The 16,329-nt window shown below is 43.4% G+C and carries 14 protein-coding genes and 2 pseudogenes; 12 read left to right on the forward strand and 4 right to left on the reverse strand.

The window, feature by feature from the left end; all coding sequences use genetic code 11:
* The 8 genes from FTU06_RS15905 to FTU06_RS15940 form a co-directional block, all read left to right on the forward strand.
* Positions 1-122, forward strand: a 122-nt coding sequence (locus FTU06_RS15905; RefSeq protein WP_180005585.1) for a zinc ribbon domain-containing protein, incomplete at its 5' end; no start/stop codon positions are given.
* Between the two features lie 87 nt (positions 123-209).
* The gene (gene argA, locus FTU06_RS15910) at positions 210-1,562 is read left to right on the forward strand and encodes an amino-acid N-acetyltransferase (protein WP_180147544.1); all 1,353 of its coding nucleotides are present in this window, start codon (positions 210-212) and stop codon (positions 1,560-1,562) included.
* Positions 1,563-1,900: 338 nt separating this feature from the next.
* Complete coding sequence (locus FTU06_RS15915; protein WP_180024668.1) at positions 1,901-2,863, forward strand: sulfonate ABC transporter substrate-binding protein; 963 nt, start codon at positions 1,901-1,903, stop codon at positions 2,861-2,863.
* A gap of 26 nt (positions 2,864-2,889) precedes the next feature.
* A complete protein-coding gene (locus FTU06_RS15920) occupies positions 2,890-3,879 on the forward strand; it encodes an aliphatic sulfonate ABC transporter substrate-binding protein (RefSeq protein ID WP_180088654.1) in 990 nt (329 codons plus the stop codon).
* Positions 3,880-3,912: 33 nt separating this feature from the next.
* Positions 3,913-5,088 carry an FMNH2-dependent alkanesulfonate monooxygenase gene (gene ssuD / locus FTU06_RS15925; RefSeq protein ID WP_180124594.1) on the forward strand — a complete coding sequence of 392 codons (1,176 nt, stop codon included), beginning with the start codon at positions 3,913-3,915 and terminating at the stop codon, positions 5,086-5,088.
* Positions 5,088-5,903: an aliphatic sulfonate ABC transporter permease SsuC gene (gene ssuC / locus FTU06_RS15930; protein ID WP_180147546.1), complete on the forward strand. Its 816-nt coding sequence runs from the start codon at positions 5,088-5,090 to the stop codon at positions 5,901-5,903. Before ssuD ends, ssuC begins: the two co-directional genes overlap by 1 nt.
* Positions 5,904-5,913: 10 nt before the next feature.
* Positions 5,914-6,720 (forward strand): ABC transporter ATP-binding protein, encoded by an 807-nt coding sequence (locus tag FTU06_RS15935; RefSeq protein WP_078190648.1) that lies wholly within the window; start codon positions 5,914-5,916, stop codon positions 6,718-6,720.
* A gap of 347 nt (positions 6,721-7,067) precedes the next feature.
* On the forward strand, positions 7,068-7,688 hold the full coding sequence (locus FTU06_RS15940) for a TetR/AcrR family transcriptional regulator (protein WP_078190649.1): 621 nt from the start codon (positions 7,068-7,070) through the stop codon (positions 7,686-7,688).
* A 69-nt stretch (positions 7,689-7,757) separates the two neighbouring features.
* Here FTU06_RS15940 and FTU06_RS15945 read toward each other — a convergent pair whose 3' ends face one another.
* The 3 genes and pseudogenes from FTU06_RS15945 to FTU06_RS15955 form a co-directional block, all read right to left on the reverse strand.
* Complete coding sequence (locus FTU06_RS15945) at positions 7,758-8,324, reverse strand: 5'-nucleosidase (RefSeq protein WP_180110314.1); 567 nt, start codon at positions 8,322-8,324, stop codon at positions 7,758-7,760.
* Between the two features lie 117 nt (positions 8,325-8,441).
* Positions 8,442-9,518, reverse strand: a complete 1,077-nt coding sequence (locus FTU06_RS15950) for an aromatic ring-hydroxylating dioxygenase subunit alpha (RefSeq protein ID WP_180147548.1) — start codon at positions 9,516-9,518, stop codon at positions 8,442-8,444.
* A gap of 259 nt (positions 9,519-9,777) precedes the next feature.
* Positions 9,778-10,918, reverse strand: a pseudogene (locus FTU06_RS15955) (TDT family transporter).
* A gap of 208 nt (positions 10,919-11,126) precedes the next feature.
* Here FTU06_RS15955 and ribF point away from each other — a divergent pair.
* From ribF to FTU06_RS15975, 4 genes are all read left to right on the forward strand, one after another.
* Positions 11,127-12,128 carry a riboflavin biosynthesis protein RibF gene (gene ribF / locus FTU06_RS15960; protein WP_180110312.1) on the forward strand — a complete coding sequence of 334 codons (1,002 nt, stop codon included), beginning with the start codon at positions 11,127-11,129 and terminating at the stop codon, positions 12,126-12,128.
* Between the two features lie 63 nt (positions 12,129-12,191).
* Positions 12,192-15,038, forward strand: coding sequence for an isoleucine--tRNA ligase (gene ileS, locus FTU06_RS15965; RefSeq protein ID WP_180147550.1), 2,847 nt, complete (start codon positions 12,192-12,194; stop codon positions 15,036-15,038).
* A complete protein-coding gene (gene lspA / locus FTU06_RS15970; protein ID WP_078190655.1) occupies positions 15,031-15,570 on the forward strand; it encodes a signal peptidase II in 540 nt (179 codons plus the stop codon). Before ileS ends, lspA begins: the two co-directional genes overlap by 8 nt.
* Positions 15,563-16,045, forward strand: coding sequence for a peptidylprolyl isomerase (locus tag FTU06_RS15975; RefSeq protein ID WP_078190656.1), 483 nt, complete (start codon positions 15,563-15,565; stop codon positions 16,043-16,045). Before lspA ends, FTU06_RS15975 begins: the two co-directional genes overlap by 8 nt.
* Before the next feature lie 179 nt (positions 16,046-16,224).
* Here the strand turns inward: FTU06_RS15975 and FTU06_RS15980 are convergent.
* Positions 16,225-16,329: pseudogene (locus FTU06_RS15980) on the reverse strand (IS5/IS1182 family transposase); the annotation flags it as partial.

The following is a 16,329-nucleotide window of genomic DNA, read 5'->3' on the forward strand; positions in this document are numbered from 1 at the left end:
TTGGAATAAGAGAATGGGAGTGCATGAGCTGTGGTACAGCTCATGATCGAGATATAAACTCAGCTCTAAACATTCTTGCGCTTGGGCATAAGCGTCTAGCTGTAGGAATCACCCTCTTTTAAGGGGGGTGAGGATGTCAAATTTGCTTTCCGCTGTCATATGTTTTTGTTTAGAATCATCCATACCAAAGCGAATAAACAGGCATAGGCATGCAAACGAATATCACTGAACCATCTTCTAGCACAACCTTACAGTATGTGCATTGGTTCCGTCATTCTGCACCCTATATTAATGCGCATCGCAACAAAACCTTTGTCATCATGTTTGATGGTGAAGCGCTGCAACATGAAAATTTTCAACATATTATTCACGATATTGCCTTATTACACTCGCTTGGTATTCGTCTAATTTTGGTGCATGGTGCCCGTCCGCAAATCAATCATAATTTACAAAACAGCGGCATCCAGACACCATTTCATCATCATCGTCGCATCACCACTCGCGAATCTTTACCTGCTGTGATGAATGCTGTTGGCTCCATTCGTCTGCAAATTGAAGCCCTCCTATCTATGGGTTTAGCCAACTCACCGATGTACGGCGCGCGTATTGATGTGGTCTCCGGTAATTTAGTCACGGCAAAACCGTATGGCATTCGTGACGGTATCGATTTTCAACTGTCTGGTGAAGTTCGTTCCGTCGATATCGATGCAATTCAACGTCATTTAGAGAGCCAAAACATTGTGGTGCTTGGGCCGACAGGTTATTCCACTACAGGTGAAGTGTTTAATTTATTGGCTGAAGAAGTTGCGACCAAAACCGCGATCAGTTTAAAAGCAGATAAGTTGATTTTCTTGGGCAAACAACACGGTTTGCACAATGAACATGGGCAGCTACAACGCGAAATTACACCTCATCAACTTGATCAGCATATTTTGCAATATCAAGATTCTAATCCCGATATTGCCCTGCATTTAAGCGTTGCTAAAGATGCCTCGTTACAAGGCGTACACCGTGTTCATCTTATTTCATATGCCTATGATGGCGCATTGATCGAAGAATTGTTCACACGTGACGGTTCTGGCACCATGATCACCGATGCGCATTATGAAGAAGTGCGTACTGCCGATATTCAAGATGTTGGTGGCTTAATCAATCTCTTACGCCCTCTCGAACAAGAAGGTATCTTGGTTTATCGCTCACGCGAGCGTTTGGAAAATGAAATTGGACAATTTGCAGTGATTGAACGTGACGGTACGATTTTGGCCTGTGCTGCGTTGTACCCGATTCCTATCACAGGGGATGAAAAACGCTCTGCTGAAATCGCATGTGTGGCTGTGCATCCGGGGTATCGAAAATCGAATCGCGGTAGCCAAATTTTGCATTATTTAGAAGAAAAAGCGCGAGATTTAGGTATTGAACAATTGTTTATTTTGACCACACGAACAGCGCATTGGTTCCTTGAACAAGGTTTTGAACAAGTCAGTGTCGATGACTTACCGAATGCCCGTCAGGCCTTATACAACTACCAAAGAAACTCATTGGTTTGTAAAAAGTCACTTTAAAGTGGCTTTTTTTATGTGCTGAATAGCATTATTTTGCATAAGGTTATGCCGAATCCATTGGCTACACCCTCAAATCACTTTGCAAGCCACAGAATAACCATATCTGCCATTCAAATAACCCAAATAAATAAAATAATTTCAACAACTTAAAACAATACATTGAAACATTATATGTTTTTATAAAATCATATTTTTTCATAACTTTTGCTGATTTTTATTTATCTTTTTTCCTGATTTTAAATTTAAGTTTTCTTATTTTTTTCGAAAAAGAAAACTCTTTAGCTTATGTGTTTATAAATCAACAGTTCTGCACATTTAGACCTTTATAGGAGCAACACATGCGTACTCACAAAGCAAAACTTTGGACAAAAACACTTGTACTGTCTACAGCGGTTGTGGGTGCCATGATGATGTCGGGCTGTGGCAAAAAAGAGGCTGAAGAAAATGTCACCTTAAATATTGGTTTCCAAAAATATGGCTTATTGCCAATTTTAAAAGAACGCGGAACTTTAGAAACAGCCTTAAAAAGCCAAGGTGTAAATATCAAATGGGTGGAATTTCCTGCTGGCCCACAGCTGCTTGAAGGTCTCAATGTAGGCAGCGTGTCATTTGGTGAAGTCGGTGAAGCACCGCCTATCTTTGCTCAAGCCGCTCAAACCGATTTGGTTTACATTGCCAACCAACCTGCTGTTCCAAAAGCTGAAGCTTTAATTGTGCAAAAAGATTCGGCTATTCACAGTATTCAGGACTTAAAAGGTAAACGTGTGGCCTTAAACAAAGGCTCAAACGTGCATTACCTGTTGCTCAAGTTGTTGGAAGCCAATCAGCTTAAATTTAGCGACATCAATGTCGTGTATTTACCGCCTGCCGATGCACGAGCTGCCTTTGAAAAAGGTGCAGTCGATGCATGGGTAATTTGGGACCCGTTCCTTTCTGCCGCTGAGCATCAACTTAATGCTCGCACCATTGCCAATGGCGAAAACTTGGTGAAGAACTACCAGTTCTATTTGGCCGATCGCAAATTTGCTCAGGAAAATCCAAAAGTCCTGCAAGCTGTGGTGAATGAGTTGAATTTGACCACGCAATGGGTCTCAAAAAATCAAGATGAAGCGGCCAAGTTACTCGAAGGCAAAACCGGCTTAGGTCTAGATGTACTTAAAACATCAATTTCTCGCTTAGGCAATCAAGTGACGCCGATTACTGCACAAGTGGCGCAAGAGCAGCAGCAAGTCGCTGATGCGTTTTATAACGAAAAATTAATTCCAAATAAATTAAATATTGAGTCGGCCATTATCAAATAAGTCGACTACAGCATAAGGGCGATGCCATGCGTATTCTAAGAACATTTTCCATACTGACTTTAGCCACTTTGGCCCTTGGACTCAGTGCCTGCCAAAAACAAGAAACAGCACAGCAGGATGGTGAAAAACCAGCTGAAACAGCCGTAAAAACCTTGGTTATCGGTTTCCAAAAATCAGCCTTAAATTTACTGGTTGCCCGTGAACAAAAGCTCTTTGAACAACAATTTCCCGGCGCTCAGATTGAATGGAAGGAATTCCCTGCTGGCCCACAAATGTTAGAAGCCCTTGCGGTCGGTGCGGTGGATTATGGCTATGTCGGCAACACCCCGCCTATTTTTGCCCAAGCTGCCAATAAAGACCTGAATTATATTGGCTATGAAGTGGTGCCTGAACAGTCGCTTGCTGTCGTGATTCCAGCGGACAGCTCAATCAAAACCATTCAAGAATTACGTGGTAAACGCGTTGCTGTACAAAAAGGCTCGAGTGCGCATGAGTTATTAGCCAAGACTTTAGAAAAAGCCGGTTTGACGTGGAGCGACATCCAACCAATTTGGATTCCACCAGCAGATGCACGAGCCGCATTTGATAAAAAATCAATTGATGCATGGGCCATTTGGGACCCGTTTTTATCTGCAGCGGAGTTGGATGCTCAAGCTAAAGTGCTGATTCAATCTGGTGATTTTCCAAAGACCTATTCATTTTATGTGGCAAATCCAAAAGTCGTTCAAGCACACCCTGATGCCCCAGCTAAATTTTTAAAGGCCCTAGACGCTTCCGATCAGTGGATTGTGAAGAACCAAAATGTGGCTTTAGAGATTTATCAAAACAGCACTGGGCTGCAAAAGAATATTGCTGCGCAAGCCTTTTCACGCCGATCCAAACCATCTCCTGTGCGCTCGCTGACACCCGAGGTCATACAAGCACAGCAAAATATTGCGGACTTATTTAAACAAGTCCAACTGATTCCAAACAACATTCAAGTCCAAAAGCAAGTTTGGATACCTTCATCACATTGATACCCGAGCCATCAAAAATACAAGGAACTGAACATGAAAATTTTCTGGTTTATCCCTACCCACGGTGACAGTCGCTACTTAGGAACAAGTAAAGGTGCACGCCAAGTCGATCATGCCTACATGAAGCAAATTGCAGTAGCGGTGGATAATCTTGGCTATGAAGGCGTTCTGATTCCGACAGGTCGTTCATGTGAAGATCCATGGCTTACAGCTGCAAGCTTGATTGATGCCACTAAAAATCTAAAATTTCTAGTCGCTCTACGTCCGGGGGTGACAACGCCTGCACTGACTGCACGTATGGCAGCAACATTTGACCGTTTATCTGGCGGTCGTATCTTACTAAACTTAGTCACAGGCGGTGATGAGCAAGAACTCAAGGGTGATGGTGTCTATGAAGATCATGCGACGCGTTACCAAACTGCCGCGGAATACACCACGATTTGGCGTGAAATTTTAACCCGTTCACATACTGGTGAAAGCTATACCTTCCATGGCGAACGCCTGAGTGTGGACGACGCAAAATTACTTTATCCACCGGTACAAAAACCGTATCCACCACTATGGTTTGGCGGTTCTTCAGAGGCAGCTGTTGAACTGGCAACGGATCAAGTTGACACCTATTTGACTTGGGGTGAGCCACCTGCTGCGGTAAAAGAAAAAATTGCAGTGGTGCGTGAAAAAGCCAAAGCCAAAGGACGTGAACTGAATTATGGCATTCGTTTACATGTCATTGTGCGCGAAACCAATGAAGAGGCATGGAAAGCAGCTGAAGAGCTGATCCAATATGTCGACGATGACACCATTGCAGCTGCGCAAGCCAAGTTCAAAACCATGGACTCTGTTGGTCAACGCCGTATGGCTGAACTGCACAACGGCGACCGTAGCAAATTAGAAGTATCGCCAAACTTATGGGCGGGTGTTGGCCTGGTTCGTGGTGGTGCAGGTACGGCACTCGTTGGTGATCCTGAAACGGTAGCCGCACGTATCCAAGAATATGCCGATCTAGGAATTAGCACCTTCATTTTCTCTGGTTACCCACACCTTGAAGAGTCTATCCGTTTTGCAGAATTGGTGTTCCCACTACTGCCATTGGAAACACGTCAGAAATTGGTTCAACCTAACTTAACCGGCCCATTTGGTGAGATTGTCGCGAACAATTACACACCAGATGAAAATAAAAAAGCTGAAAAGATTCAGGAGCCGGCCTAATGTCCAAAACTGTTTCTGTTGAAACCTTCAAAGCACCGAAGGTTTCACGTGGAACACAACTCGGGCAGCGTTTGCTGCCTTGGTTGTTTCCTATTGCATTAATTATTGTGTGGCAAATTGCCTCTGTTACAGGGCTGTTAGAAAGTCGTATTTTGCCTGCGCCAAGTGCGGTGGTGGTGGCCTTTTGGAACTTACTGATCAGTGGTGAACTGTGGAAGCATGTTCAAATCAGTGCAGGTCGTGCTTTGGTTGGACTTCTAGTCGGCGGTGGTTTAGGTCTTTTTTTAGGTCTGCTGAATGGTTCATCCAAAACAGCATCGACGTTACTCGATACCACGCTGCAAATGATCCGCAACATTCCTGCTCTTGCCCTGATTCCCTTGGTGATTTTATGGTTTGGGATCGATGAATCGGCCAAGCTGTTTTTAGTCGCTATTGGCGTATTCTTTCCCATTTATATCAATACCTATCATGGTATTAGTTCTGTAGACCCTCAACTGATTGAAATGGGCAAAAGCTACGGTTTGAGTGGCTGGCAACTGTATAAAGAAATTATTCTACCGGGGGCGATGCCGTCTATTTTGGTTGGTCTGCGTTTTTCACTCGGGCTCGTTTGGGTTTTGTTGATTGTGGCAGAAACCATTTCTGCACAAGCCGGCATCGGTTATATGACCATGAATGCACGCGAATTTCTACAAACCGATATCGTCTTGGTCGGGATTTTATTGTATGCCCTACTCGGTAAATTAGCCGATGTACTGGCTGTTGCCTTAGAAAAATATTTACTCCGTTGGCACTCGGGTTACCAAAAATAAGGAGCATGTGATGACCGATTTAAGCATAAGCCGTCATGCAGACGACTCAACCCAACCTCAGCGTTCTTCTGTCGAGGATATCAATCCCCATGCGGTGTTGGGCGCAGAGATCCTGATTGAACAACTACACAAATTTTATGGCGATGTTAAAGTCCTTGAAGACCTTGACCTGCATATTCAACCCGGTGAATTCTTAGCAATTGTCGGTCGTAGTGGCTGTGGTAAAAGTACCCTGCTTCGCCTCATCGCCGACTTAGAAAAACCGAGTTATGGCGAAATTAAATTTAAGTCTGCACGTCATATTCGTGAAGGCATCACCAGTGATGATATTCGTGTGATGTTCCAAGACCCTCGCCTCCTGCCTTGGCGTAGCATTGAGAAAAATGTACAACTTGGTTTAAGCAAAGACCAACACGCCAATGCTACAGCACTCCTCGAAAAAGTCGGTTTAAAAGACAAAGCGGGGCTTTGGCCAACACAGCTGTCAGGGGGGCAACGTCAACGTACTGCACTGGCACGTGCTTTGTCACATAAACCACGCATTTTGCTGCTAGATGAACCACTGGGTGCGCTCGATGCCTTAACACGTTTAGATATGCAGAATTTGATTGAAAAACTTTGGACTGAACAGGGTTTTACCGCAATTTTGGTCACACATGATGTAAGTGAAGCCGTGCAGTTAGCAGACCGAATTATCTTGCTCGATAAAGGCCATATTGCCAAAGAATTTCGTGTCGATTTGGCCCGTCCACGAAAAAAAGGCATTGAATTTACTGAACTTGAACAACAAGTCTTACAAGCTGTCTTGGCCACTTAAGCTGTACTTGTGCAGGAAATCATCACTTAAACCGTGTGACTTCCTGTCCTGTTCAAGAGCAATATCGCAACAAAACCATGTTTTGCATTGAGGGGAGATTTATCGCCTGTTGACAAATACATCACAAAAATTACGACAAATCATATAAATCCATGACTAAAAATAATGATTTATTTAAATTTCACCCTAAAATGATTATTTGAAATATTATGGCATTCGTCGTATTTATTTGACCGTTGAATAGAATAAACTGCCAAAATTCATAAAATTAAAAACGATGATTGTGCACAAATCTGTTGATTTGCCGTACAATTCAATATTCCCTTTTCATTTTCTTAAAAGAGCTAATGGAACAAAAAAAGAGTACCCAGAAACGCCACCAGTTGCTTAATGCAGCACTGGATGTCTTTTCCCTGTATGGCTTCAATGGCGCCAGCTTGGATGAGATCGCACAGATTGCAGAAATGCATAAATCGAATATTTTCTATTACTATGAAAATAAAGAAGCGCTTTATGTTGAAGTTCTGACAACGGTTCTACAAAAGTGGCTTGCTCCGCTACAAATGTTGGAAGCAGACCTTGAGCCTGAAGAAGCGATCACCAATTATCTATTGCAGAAAATTGAAGTATCTCGTACCCAACCGAAAGCCTCACGTTTGTTCGCACTTGAAGTCATTCAGGGCGCACCACACATTCTTGAAATTTTAAAAGGCCCACTAAAAAAATTAGTGAAACGCAAAGCCAAAGTCATTAGCAACTGGCAAGAACAAGGCAAAATTTCAAAAGATATTGATCCAGAACTTTTAATTCTGAACATTTGGGCAATCACGCAAAACTATGCTGACTTTGCAACCCAAATGGAAATGGTCACTGGAAAAACCTTACGTAATCGCAGTATGCAACAACGGATTATTCAACATACCGTCCATATGATGCTTTACGGTGTAATTCCACGCCCAGAAAAGTAAATTGAATTGGGTCGAATTGGCATACGACCATAGCATTCTATGGTCGCCGACCGAAATTAGCTGAATGCCTTATTTTACTGTTTGATATAATTCCAATAATTTCTTTGCGCCGAATAATAAATTTTCTTCCCAATCCAGATGTGCTGTGTCATTCGCACCATCGGTAATATATTTTACCGACACAAAGCGAACACCCAGTTTTTTACATACTTTAGCGATTGCGTAGCCTTCCATATCGACAAGATTACACGGTACTTTCGGCAGCCCAGTTTCAAAGCTGTCGCCTGTACCACAAATTCCTTTAGGCAAATGGCTAAACATGCTCTCTGGCTGAATTTCAGCAGGATGATCGGTATCCATCGGCGTCACCCCGACATCAAAACCCAAAGGTGATACATCCATATCCCGTTGTACAAATTGAGCCACTTCAACCAAAGCATGTGCATCAAAATGTGAACTTCCCGCTGTGCCCAAATTCAGTAAAGTACGACATCCGGTTTTTTGAATCACATCAAAGGCTTTAAATGCGGCATTGACTTTACCAATACCACTGTAATGCACTTCAATGCCTGCGGCTTCAAACAAGCCTTTAGATTCACTCGGCAGTGCCATAATTAAAGCGATTTGCTGACGCATAGCGGTCTCCTCAAATTGATGCCTTCATATAGCATACATTTGCACGTGCGCAGAAAAAATCATCTTCAAAAATCACATTGCTCAGAAAATAAATTCCTCACGCAGATTTGAATGCTATCAAATTTGAAATTGCATCGGACGTTTGCCAATAAAAGATGTTGCCAATTGTTGGTCGTGACGTAAGGCATCTAAAATCTTCTCTAAGGCAATATGTGCCATATCCCCTCTCACACTATGTGAATGGGTCATTGGCATATGCTCGATGCCCGCTCTTCGCGCTGACAAAATTTTAATGTCTTGTTTGTTGACCACCCAAGTATAGGCATTCACAGCCGGCATCAATGCCTTAGACAACAATTTTGGAATCGGAAATTTATAACTGACACAGGTATAAACCCGTGACTCATACGGCCCCACAGGGCTAATCAGACTATTAAACACCATGCCCGATGGCTCTCCCCAATGGTATTCCACCAAGGTAATATTCGGCGCGATAAAACTGTCGCGGTGGACCTGTTCAGCACCATGCGGATTGGTCAGCCATGGCATCATGCCGACATCTGCATCATGGTCATGATAGTCAACGACTACTTTGCGCGGCCCCACATCTATGGTGGCATCCACGGCTTTTCCGGACTCTGAACGAAACCAGCCTTCATGCACAAATATGGTATGAGTCACATCCATAATATTTTGTGCAACAGCGCCCATCTCGCCATCATAACTGCCGACCATGTAGTAGCTGACCCAGCCGGCTTGATCATAAAACGGTAATTTAAATATTTCTGGGCGTTCCTGTTTGGGCTTTTCACCGAGATAAATCCATACCACCCCATCTTGCTCACACACATCAAAACTACGCTGTTTAAATGGATGCGGTTTTTCTGGAAAAAACTGCCCATTGACACTGGGAATATGCGCCACATGGCCATCGCCCTGATACGACCAGCCATGATATGGACATCTCACGCAGCCATCAGTCATTTTACCCTGAGACAAAGGCACACCACGATGCACACATTGATCGAGCAATGCAGCGGCTGTTCCATCTTTTTGTCGGAACAGAACAATTTTTTTACCATACAGGGTGGCTGAAAAAGGTTGATCTTTTTTGAGTTCTTTAGAGGTACAAGCGACGTACCACTCTTCTAATAATCCTTTGGCATCATCCCAAAAACGGGTTTGATTACACATAATTCGATCCTTATTTTTATCTTTTTTGTTTTAATCCATATGCCTTGCTCTAGTTCCTATACTTCAAGCAAGTTTATATCTCGAAGCCAATTGATCTCTCGAAAATACGCGCAAATTTTATACATGAATGTTTTGCTTGGATAGCAAAATAACGTAACTGCATCACACGCTTGCAGAAGCTCTATATTTGTTTGCTGAAATCCATCAAAACCAACGCGCTATAGTTTTCTTCAACGGATTTACATTCACCCGACATCATTTAAGATGCGCTCTGAGCATCACAATACGCTTTTAAACACGGAGAAAAAAATAAGCTACCGCGATAAAACCCTTGTATGGTTTTCAGCATCACCAATAACCAAAGCGTACAGAGCAATACTGCAAAAAAAGTACCGAACTGTTGAATAGCGTGTAATTGCGTCTGTTCCGCCAAATGGATGACCGCCAAACTAAAAACGCCGAATGGAAACGTCATCGCCCACCACCCGAGATTAAAGGGTAAATCTCGCAAATGTTTTAGCGTGATGAGTATAGCGATTCCGAACCACCATACACCAAATCCAAGTAGAACAAGGGCTGCGAACACGCCGCCTTGAAGCAACACCTGTCCTAAATCAACCAAATTTACTACTGTCAAAATACGCGGGGCTTGCTCTCCCAAAAGTAACAGCGCTAAAGCCCCTGTCCCAATCGGTCCTAAGGCCAACCAACTGCTGATCGCCATTTCCTTACTTGGCAATTGATGTAAAGCTAGACGCAGCAACAAGATGCTTAAGATGGCAAATGCTGGAAATACTGAGATCCCCCAAAGCAGATAACTCCCCAGCAAAATATGGACAGCATGAGCCTGTGCAGGTAAATGCGCCAACAATAAACCGCCTGAACTGGCAGCCACCTCGCAAGCCACTATCGGCAATAACCATACTGCGGTCATGCCTTGCAGCGCATGTTGCTGACGACTAAACATCAGAAATGGAACACACCATGCAATCGCTATTGACATCAACACATCGACATACCATAAATATTCAGCCCATGTGATGATGCTCATGCCCAAAAACTCTGTGTATAGCGTGGTGCCAAATTTCAATGCGCCATTGATCAGGGTTGCCAGTGCCATGGGGATCGCCCCAAGAAATAAACTCATCACTGGATGCTGGAAAATCTGCTTGTGGGTACAATATCCATCGGCTGAGATACATCCCACTAAACAATATGAACAACACGATGCTGATCTGCCACAGCGCTGCTCCGAAGGACCACATCCACTGCGGCGCCACCGCTATAGATGGTAAAATGAGGGCCACCACACCTGTGCCCATCACCACCGTAAACCAGTTTGGGGTGAAATGACGAATCAAGTCTTGTTTATGCTGGAGTTGATAAAATGGCATTTTCATCGCATGATGCTCATCAAAATGGAATGTCTATAGTTTAAGCACACCATTAAATAAGAAAAATTGATTAATATTTATTTTTATAATTTATTTTATTGATAGTGAATTCATCTCTGCATAAAAAAACTTGAGTAAAAACACAACAACAAGACGAACGCAGAAGATTATGGCAATATATAGCCCTCAAACATTTTCAACAATTGATTCGCCCATGAAGCTGCTCCGTCTGAATGCTTTAGCGCCCCACTTAGAACTCCCCAAAACTGCCGTGACCATTGGCAATTTTGATGGCGTACATTTGGGTCATCAAGCGATGGTCAGCCAGCTCAAAGACATAGCACAGCAACAAAATTTAAAAACAGCTGTGATGATTTTTGAGCCACAACCGCTTGAATTCTTTAAAGCTTATGATGCACCGCCTCGAATCAGTTCACTACGTGAAAAAGTCGAATATTTAACTGGACTGGGCGTCGACTATATTGTGGTGGCGAAATTTGACAATGCCTTTCGTAATCTCAGCGCCGAAGAATTTGCCGATATTTTAAAAAATAAACTCAATACACAAAGTTTAGTTTTGGGCGAAGATCATCACTTTGGCAAAAACCGCCAAGGCAATAGCGAATTTTTACGCCAATACGGCTTCCAAGTCACAGCCCTGCAAAATGTCGAAGTTGATGGCGAACGTGTCAGTTCGACACTGGTTCGTCAGACATTACAAGCAGGCGACCTTGCCCATGCCGCAAAACTTTTAGGTCGTCCTTATAGCATCACCGGTCGTGTGCAGTATGGCGATCAAATCGGTCGCACCATTAATTTTCCTACCATTAATGTGCGTTTAAACCGTCATAAACCTTGTTTAAATGGCATTTATGCAGTCGATGTCATTTGTGAAACCGAATCTTTAACAGATAAAGTAAAAAACGAAAATGCTGACAAATTAGGGGTTGCAGGTTATGCACCCTCTGCCCTGTTTGGTGCAGGGCATGTTGGTACGCGTCCCGCAATTAAACAGGAACATCCTGAATGGCGATTAGAAGTACATTTTCCTGATGTTTCTGCTAATCTGTATGGCCTGTTAATGCGGGTGACGTTCTTGAACTTTTTACATGGCGAAAAGGACTACCCTTCGCTTGAAGCACTGAAAGCCGGAATTGATGACGACGTCGAAAAGCTCCTTGAGTTTCGAGGTCAGCACCCTCATTTCCCCTTTTAAACCCCGATTATTTATTGTAAAACGCGTCAGTCAACGGGCTGATAAATTTGGAAGACAACTTGCATGAGCGATAAGCAAACTCCTGAAAATGCAGTGGATTATAAAGCCACGCTAAACCTCCCAGGTACTGAATTTGCGATGAAAGCAAATCTCGCAGTACGTGAAGCGAAATGGTTAGAAGAGTGGTATGCCGACAACATTTATCAGCAGATTCGTGCATCGCGTATTGGCAAGAAAAAATATGTGCTTCATGACGGCCCTCCATACGCAAATGGCCAAATTCACTTAGGCCATGCGGTGAATAAAGTCCTGAAAGACATCATCATCAAAAGCCGTGTAATGGACGGTTTTGACGCACCGTATGTACCAGGTTGGGACTGTCACGGTCTTCCAATCGAACTGAAAGTTGAAGAAAAAGTCGGTAAAGTCGGCGTGAAAGTAGATGCCTCAACTTTCCGTAAAGCCTGCCGTGAATATGCTTACACCCAAGTCGAATTACAAAAGAAAGACTTCGTGCGTATGGGTGTGTTTGGTGATTGGGACAACCCTTACCTCACCATGAACTTCAAACAAGAAGCCGACATCGTTCGTTCGCTCGGTGAGATTGCCAAAGCAGGCCATATTGAGCCGGGTCTTAAACCTGTGAACTGGTGTTTGGACTGTGGTTCTGCCTTAGCTGAAGCTGAAGTGGAATACGAAGACAAAAAATCAGATGCGATTGACGTTGGTTTTAGCGTTGTTGATTTAGCTGATTTATCTGCACGCCTAGGTGTTACAGTTAGCGATTCTACAGATATCGTGATCTGGACAACTACGCCTTGGACCATGCCTGCCAACCAAGCGGTTGCTCTACACGCTGAACTTGAATACCAATTGGTGAAAGCAACTGGCGAAGACAAAGCAGCGCAAAACTTCATCCTTGCAAAATCATTGGTTGAATCTGCAACTCAGCGTTATGGTTTTAACGCAGTAGAAGTGATTGCTGAATTTGCTGGTGCAAAACTTGAAAATCTAGTACTACAACATCCGTTAATTGCTGAACGCCAAGTACCAGTGATTTTAGGTGAGCATGTCACAGACGGCAGTGGTACAGGTGCTGTACATACCGCGCCAGGCCATGGTGTGGACGACTATAAAGTTGGCTTACAGTACAACCTGAAAGTCGACAATCCAGTTGGCGGCAACGGTGTGTATTTACCGACTGCACCAATTTTTGCAGGCGAACACATCTACAAAGCCAATCCAAAAATCATTGCTGCTTTAATCGAAGCAGGTAAACTTTGGGCACATGTGGTGATCAAACATAGCTATCCACATTGCTGGCGCCATAAAACACCGATTATCTTCCGTGCAACACCGCAATGGTTCATCAGCATGGATGCAAAAGGTTTACGCCAAGGTGCATTAAACGCGATTGAAAATGACATCAGCTTCGTACCGGATTGGGGTAAAAACCGTATCCAATCGATGATTGAAGGTCGTCCAGACTGGTGTATCTCACGTCAACGTACATGGGGCGTGCCAATTCCGTTCTTTGTGCATAAAGATACTAACGAACTTCACCCACGTACGCCTGAGCTGATCGAAGAAGTGGCGAAGCTGATTGAACAAGTAGGTATTGATGGTTGGTATAACCGTGATGCATCTGAGTTTATCGGTGCAGATGCAGAGCAGTACAATGCAGTTCGTGACACTCTAGACGTTTGGTTTGACTCTGGAACAACACACTTTGCAGTACTCCGTGAACGTGAAGAATTGCAAGACCCAGCTGACTTGTACCTTGAAGGTTCTGACCAACACCGTGGTTGGTTCCAGTCTTCATTGTTAACGTCTATGGCGATTAATAACCGCGCACCGTACAAAGGCTTATTGACTCACGGCTTCGTTGTGGACGAAAAAGGCCGCAAAATGTCGAAGTCGATCGGTAACGTGATCACGCCGCAAGACATCATTAAAGACATGGGTGCAGATGGCCTACGTTTCTGGATTGCGTCTGCAGACTACCGTTATGAAATGACTGCAGGTAAAGAAATCTTCAGCCGTGCATCAGATGGTTACCGCCGTATCCGTAACACATTGCGTTTCTTGTTGGCGAACTTGAATGGCTTCAAACCATCGACTGATGCTTTGCCTGTCGATCAATTGATCGCACTGGATCAATACATCTTGCAACGTGCGGCGGAAGTACAAAAAACTATTCAACAAGCTTATGAAGATATGAACTTCCATATCGTGACTAGCGCATTGACCAACTTCTGTATTAATGACTTGGGTGGTTTCTACCTCGACATCATCAAAGACCGTCAGTACACCACCAAAGCCGACTCTGCGGCGCGTCATTCTGCACAAACGGCGTTGTATCACTTGGTTCAAGCCTTTGTCCGTTGGATGTCTCCTATCTTGAGCTTTACCGCACAAGAAGCTTGGCCACTGATTCCAGAGCAATCTGAGAAATATGTATTTACTGCGGAGTGGTATGACATTCCTGTAGCCTCTACAGCAAATTTAGTGACTGAAGCTGAATGGCAAACCTTAATCACAGTTAAATCTGCAGTGAACAAGTTTATTGAAGCTGCACGTACTGCAAAAACTGTGGGTTCAAACTTGTCTGCCAAAGTTGAACTTTGGGCCAATGCTGAGCTGAAAGCTGTTTTAGACAAATTCGGTGAAGAACTGCGTTTTGTCCTCATCACTTCTCAAGTGATTGTCAATGAGTTTGATGCAGCGCAAGGTGAAGCCTCTGACCTTGACGGTTTAAATGTCAAAGTCTCTGCTGCTGATGGTGAAAAATGTGCACGCTGCTGGCATGTACTGCCAGATGTGAATACACATCACGAACATCCAGGTCTTTGTTCTCGTTGTATTATTAACCTTCCTACAGGTCAAGGCGAAGAGAGAAAATATGCCTAATCCACAAGAAAAAAAGGGCTTCTTTCAATTCTACCCACACAATTTAGTGTGGGTGGGCTTATCCATTGTTGCCATTATTTTGGATCAATGGACCAAATGGATTGCAAGTACACATCTGAACTACGCAGATCCTGTACCTGTCATGCCCTTTTTAAATTGGACATTACTACATAACTATGGCGCTGCCTTTAGTTTCTTGTCCGATGCCGGTGGATGGCAACGTTATTTCTTTACTTCACTCGCAGGACTTGTGTCTGTCATTTTTGTATTTTGGCTCATGCGTATGCCAAAAAACGTGAAAGTCCTTCCAATTGCCATTGCCCTGATTTTAGGCGGCGCAATCGGCAACTTAATTGACCGCGTATCTTTAGGTTATGTGGTGGATTTCATTCACGTGTATTACAACAACAGCCACTTTCCTGCATTTAATATTGCAGACAGTGCCATTACATTAGGCACGATTCTGCTTCTTATCGATACGTTTTTCTTAGAAAAACACCGAATTCAACGTGCGGAAGCGCAAAATGACTGATTTTATCAATCCTAACGAGGAAACTCGTATTGAAGAAGGTTCTAAAGTAGACCTTCACTTTTCTGTTGCTATTGAAAATGGCGTAGAAATTGACAATACCCGTAGCCGTGCTGAACCTGTCAGCCTTGTCATGGGTGATGGCAGCTTATTACCGGGTTTTGAGAAAGCTTTATTCGGTTTACGTGCAGGTGACCGCCGTACTGTGAGCCTTCCTCCTGAAGATGCTTTTGGTCCATGGAACCCGGAAAACGTACAAAAATTTGATACTGTCAAATTTGAGCAACGTCCTGTTGAAGGCCATATGATTGAGTTTGAAGATAAAGCCAAACAAAGTCTGTATGGGGTGATCAAAACTGTAGGTGAAGACATTACCGAAGTGGATTTCAACCACCCTCTAGCCGGTAAAAATATCACCTTTGAAGTTGAAATTTTCAAAGTGACCCCTGCCGGTCAACAAGGCGTGAAACTGATCTAAGTTTCAGCAAATGAAAGCTCCTTCGGGAGCTTTTTTTTATCACTATTTTTATAACTATCAATCGACTCGATACATTTTCTGTATATGCAACGGACCGTTTTCATATTAATTTAATGCAAGACTTTAAAACAAGACGGAAAATACCATGAAACTTCATATTATTAGATTTCTTTCATAAGTCATTTTTCACTCAGCTCCAAGTTATAAATTCCAGCAATTAGATTGAATCTTAATGCTAGTCTTTTGCCTCGATTGCGATATCGCTCAGCAAGAATTTTGAAGGT

The sequence above is a fragment of the Acinetobacter sp. YH12052 genome (assembly GCF_013419835.1).
GTDB classification, from domain to species: Bacteria; Pseudomonadota; Gammaproteobacteria; order Pseudomonadales; family Moraxellaceae; genus Acinetobacter; species Acinetobacter amyesii.

Coding starts and splice junctions, on each gene's coding strand:
- argA (WP_180147544.1), top strand. CDS start 210: ATGCAAACGAATATCACTGAACCATCTTCTAGCACAACCTTACAGTAT.
- FTU06_RS15915 (WP_180024668.1), top strand. CDS start 1,901: ATGCGTACTCACAAAGCAAAACTTTGGACAAAAACACTTGTACTGTCT.
- FTU06_RS15920 (WP_180088654.1), top strand. CDS start 2,890: ATGCGTATTCTAAGAACATTTTCCATACTGACTTTAGCCACTTTGGCC.
- ssuD (WP_180124594.1), top strand. CDS start 3,913: ATGAAAATTTTCTGGTTTATCCCTACCCACGGTGACAGTCGCTACTTA.
- ssuC (WP_180147546.1), top strand. CDS start 5,088: ATGTCCAAAACTGTTTCTGTTGAAACCTTCAAAGCACCGAAGGTTTCA.
- FTU06_RS15935 (WP_078190648.1), top strand. CDS start 5,914: ATGACCGATTTAAGCATAAGCCGTCATGCAGACGACTCAACCCAACCT.
- FTU06_RS15940 (WP_078190649.1), top strand. CDS start 7,068: ATGGAACAAAAAAAGAGTACCCAGAAACGCCACCAGTTGCTTAATGCA.
- FTU06_RS15945 (WP_180110314.1), bottom strand. CDS start 8,324: ATGCGTCAGCAAATCGCTTTAATTATGGCACTGCCGAGTGAATCTAAA.
- FTU06_RS15950 (WP_180147548.1), bottom strand. CDS start 9,518: ATGTGTAATCAAACCCGTTTTTGGGATGATGCCAAAGGATTATTAGAA.
- ribF (WP_180110312.1), top strand. CDS start 11,127: ATGAAGCTGCTCCGTCTGAATGCTTTAGCGCCCCACTTAGAACTCCCC.
- ileS (WP_180147550.1), top strand. CDS start 12,192: ATGAGCGATAAGCAAACTCCTGAAAATGCAGTGGATTATAAAGCCACG.
- lspA (WP_078190655.1), top strand. CDS start 15,031: ATGCCTAATCCACAAGAAAAAAAGGGCTTCTTTCAATTCTACCCACAC.
- FTU06_RS15975 (WP_078190656.1), top strand. CDS start 15,563: ATGACTGATTTTATCAATCCTAACGAGGAAACTCGTATTGAAGAAGGT.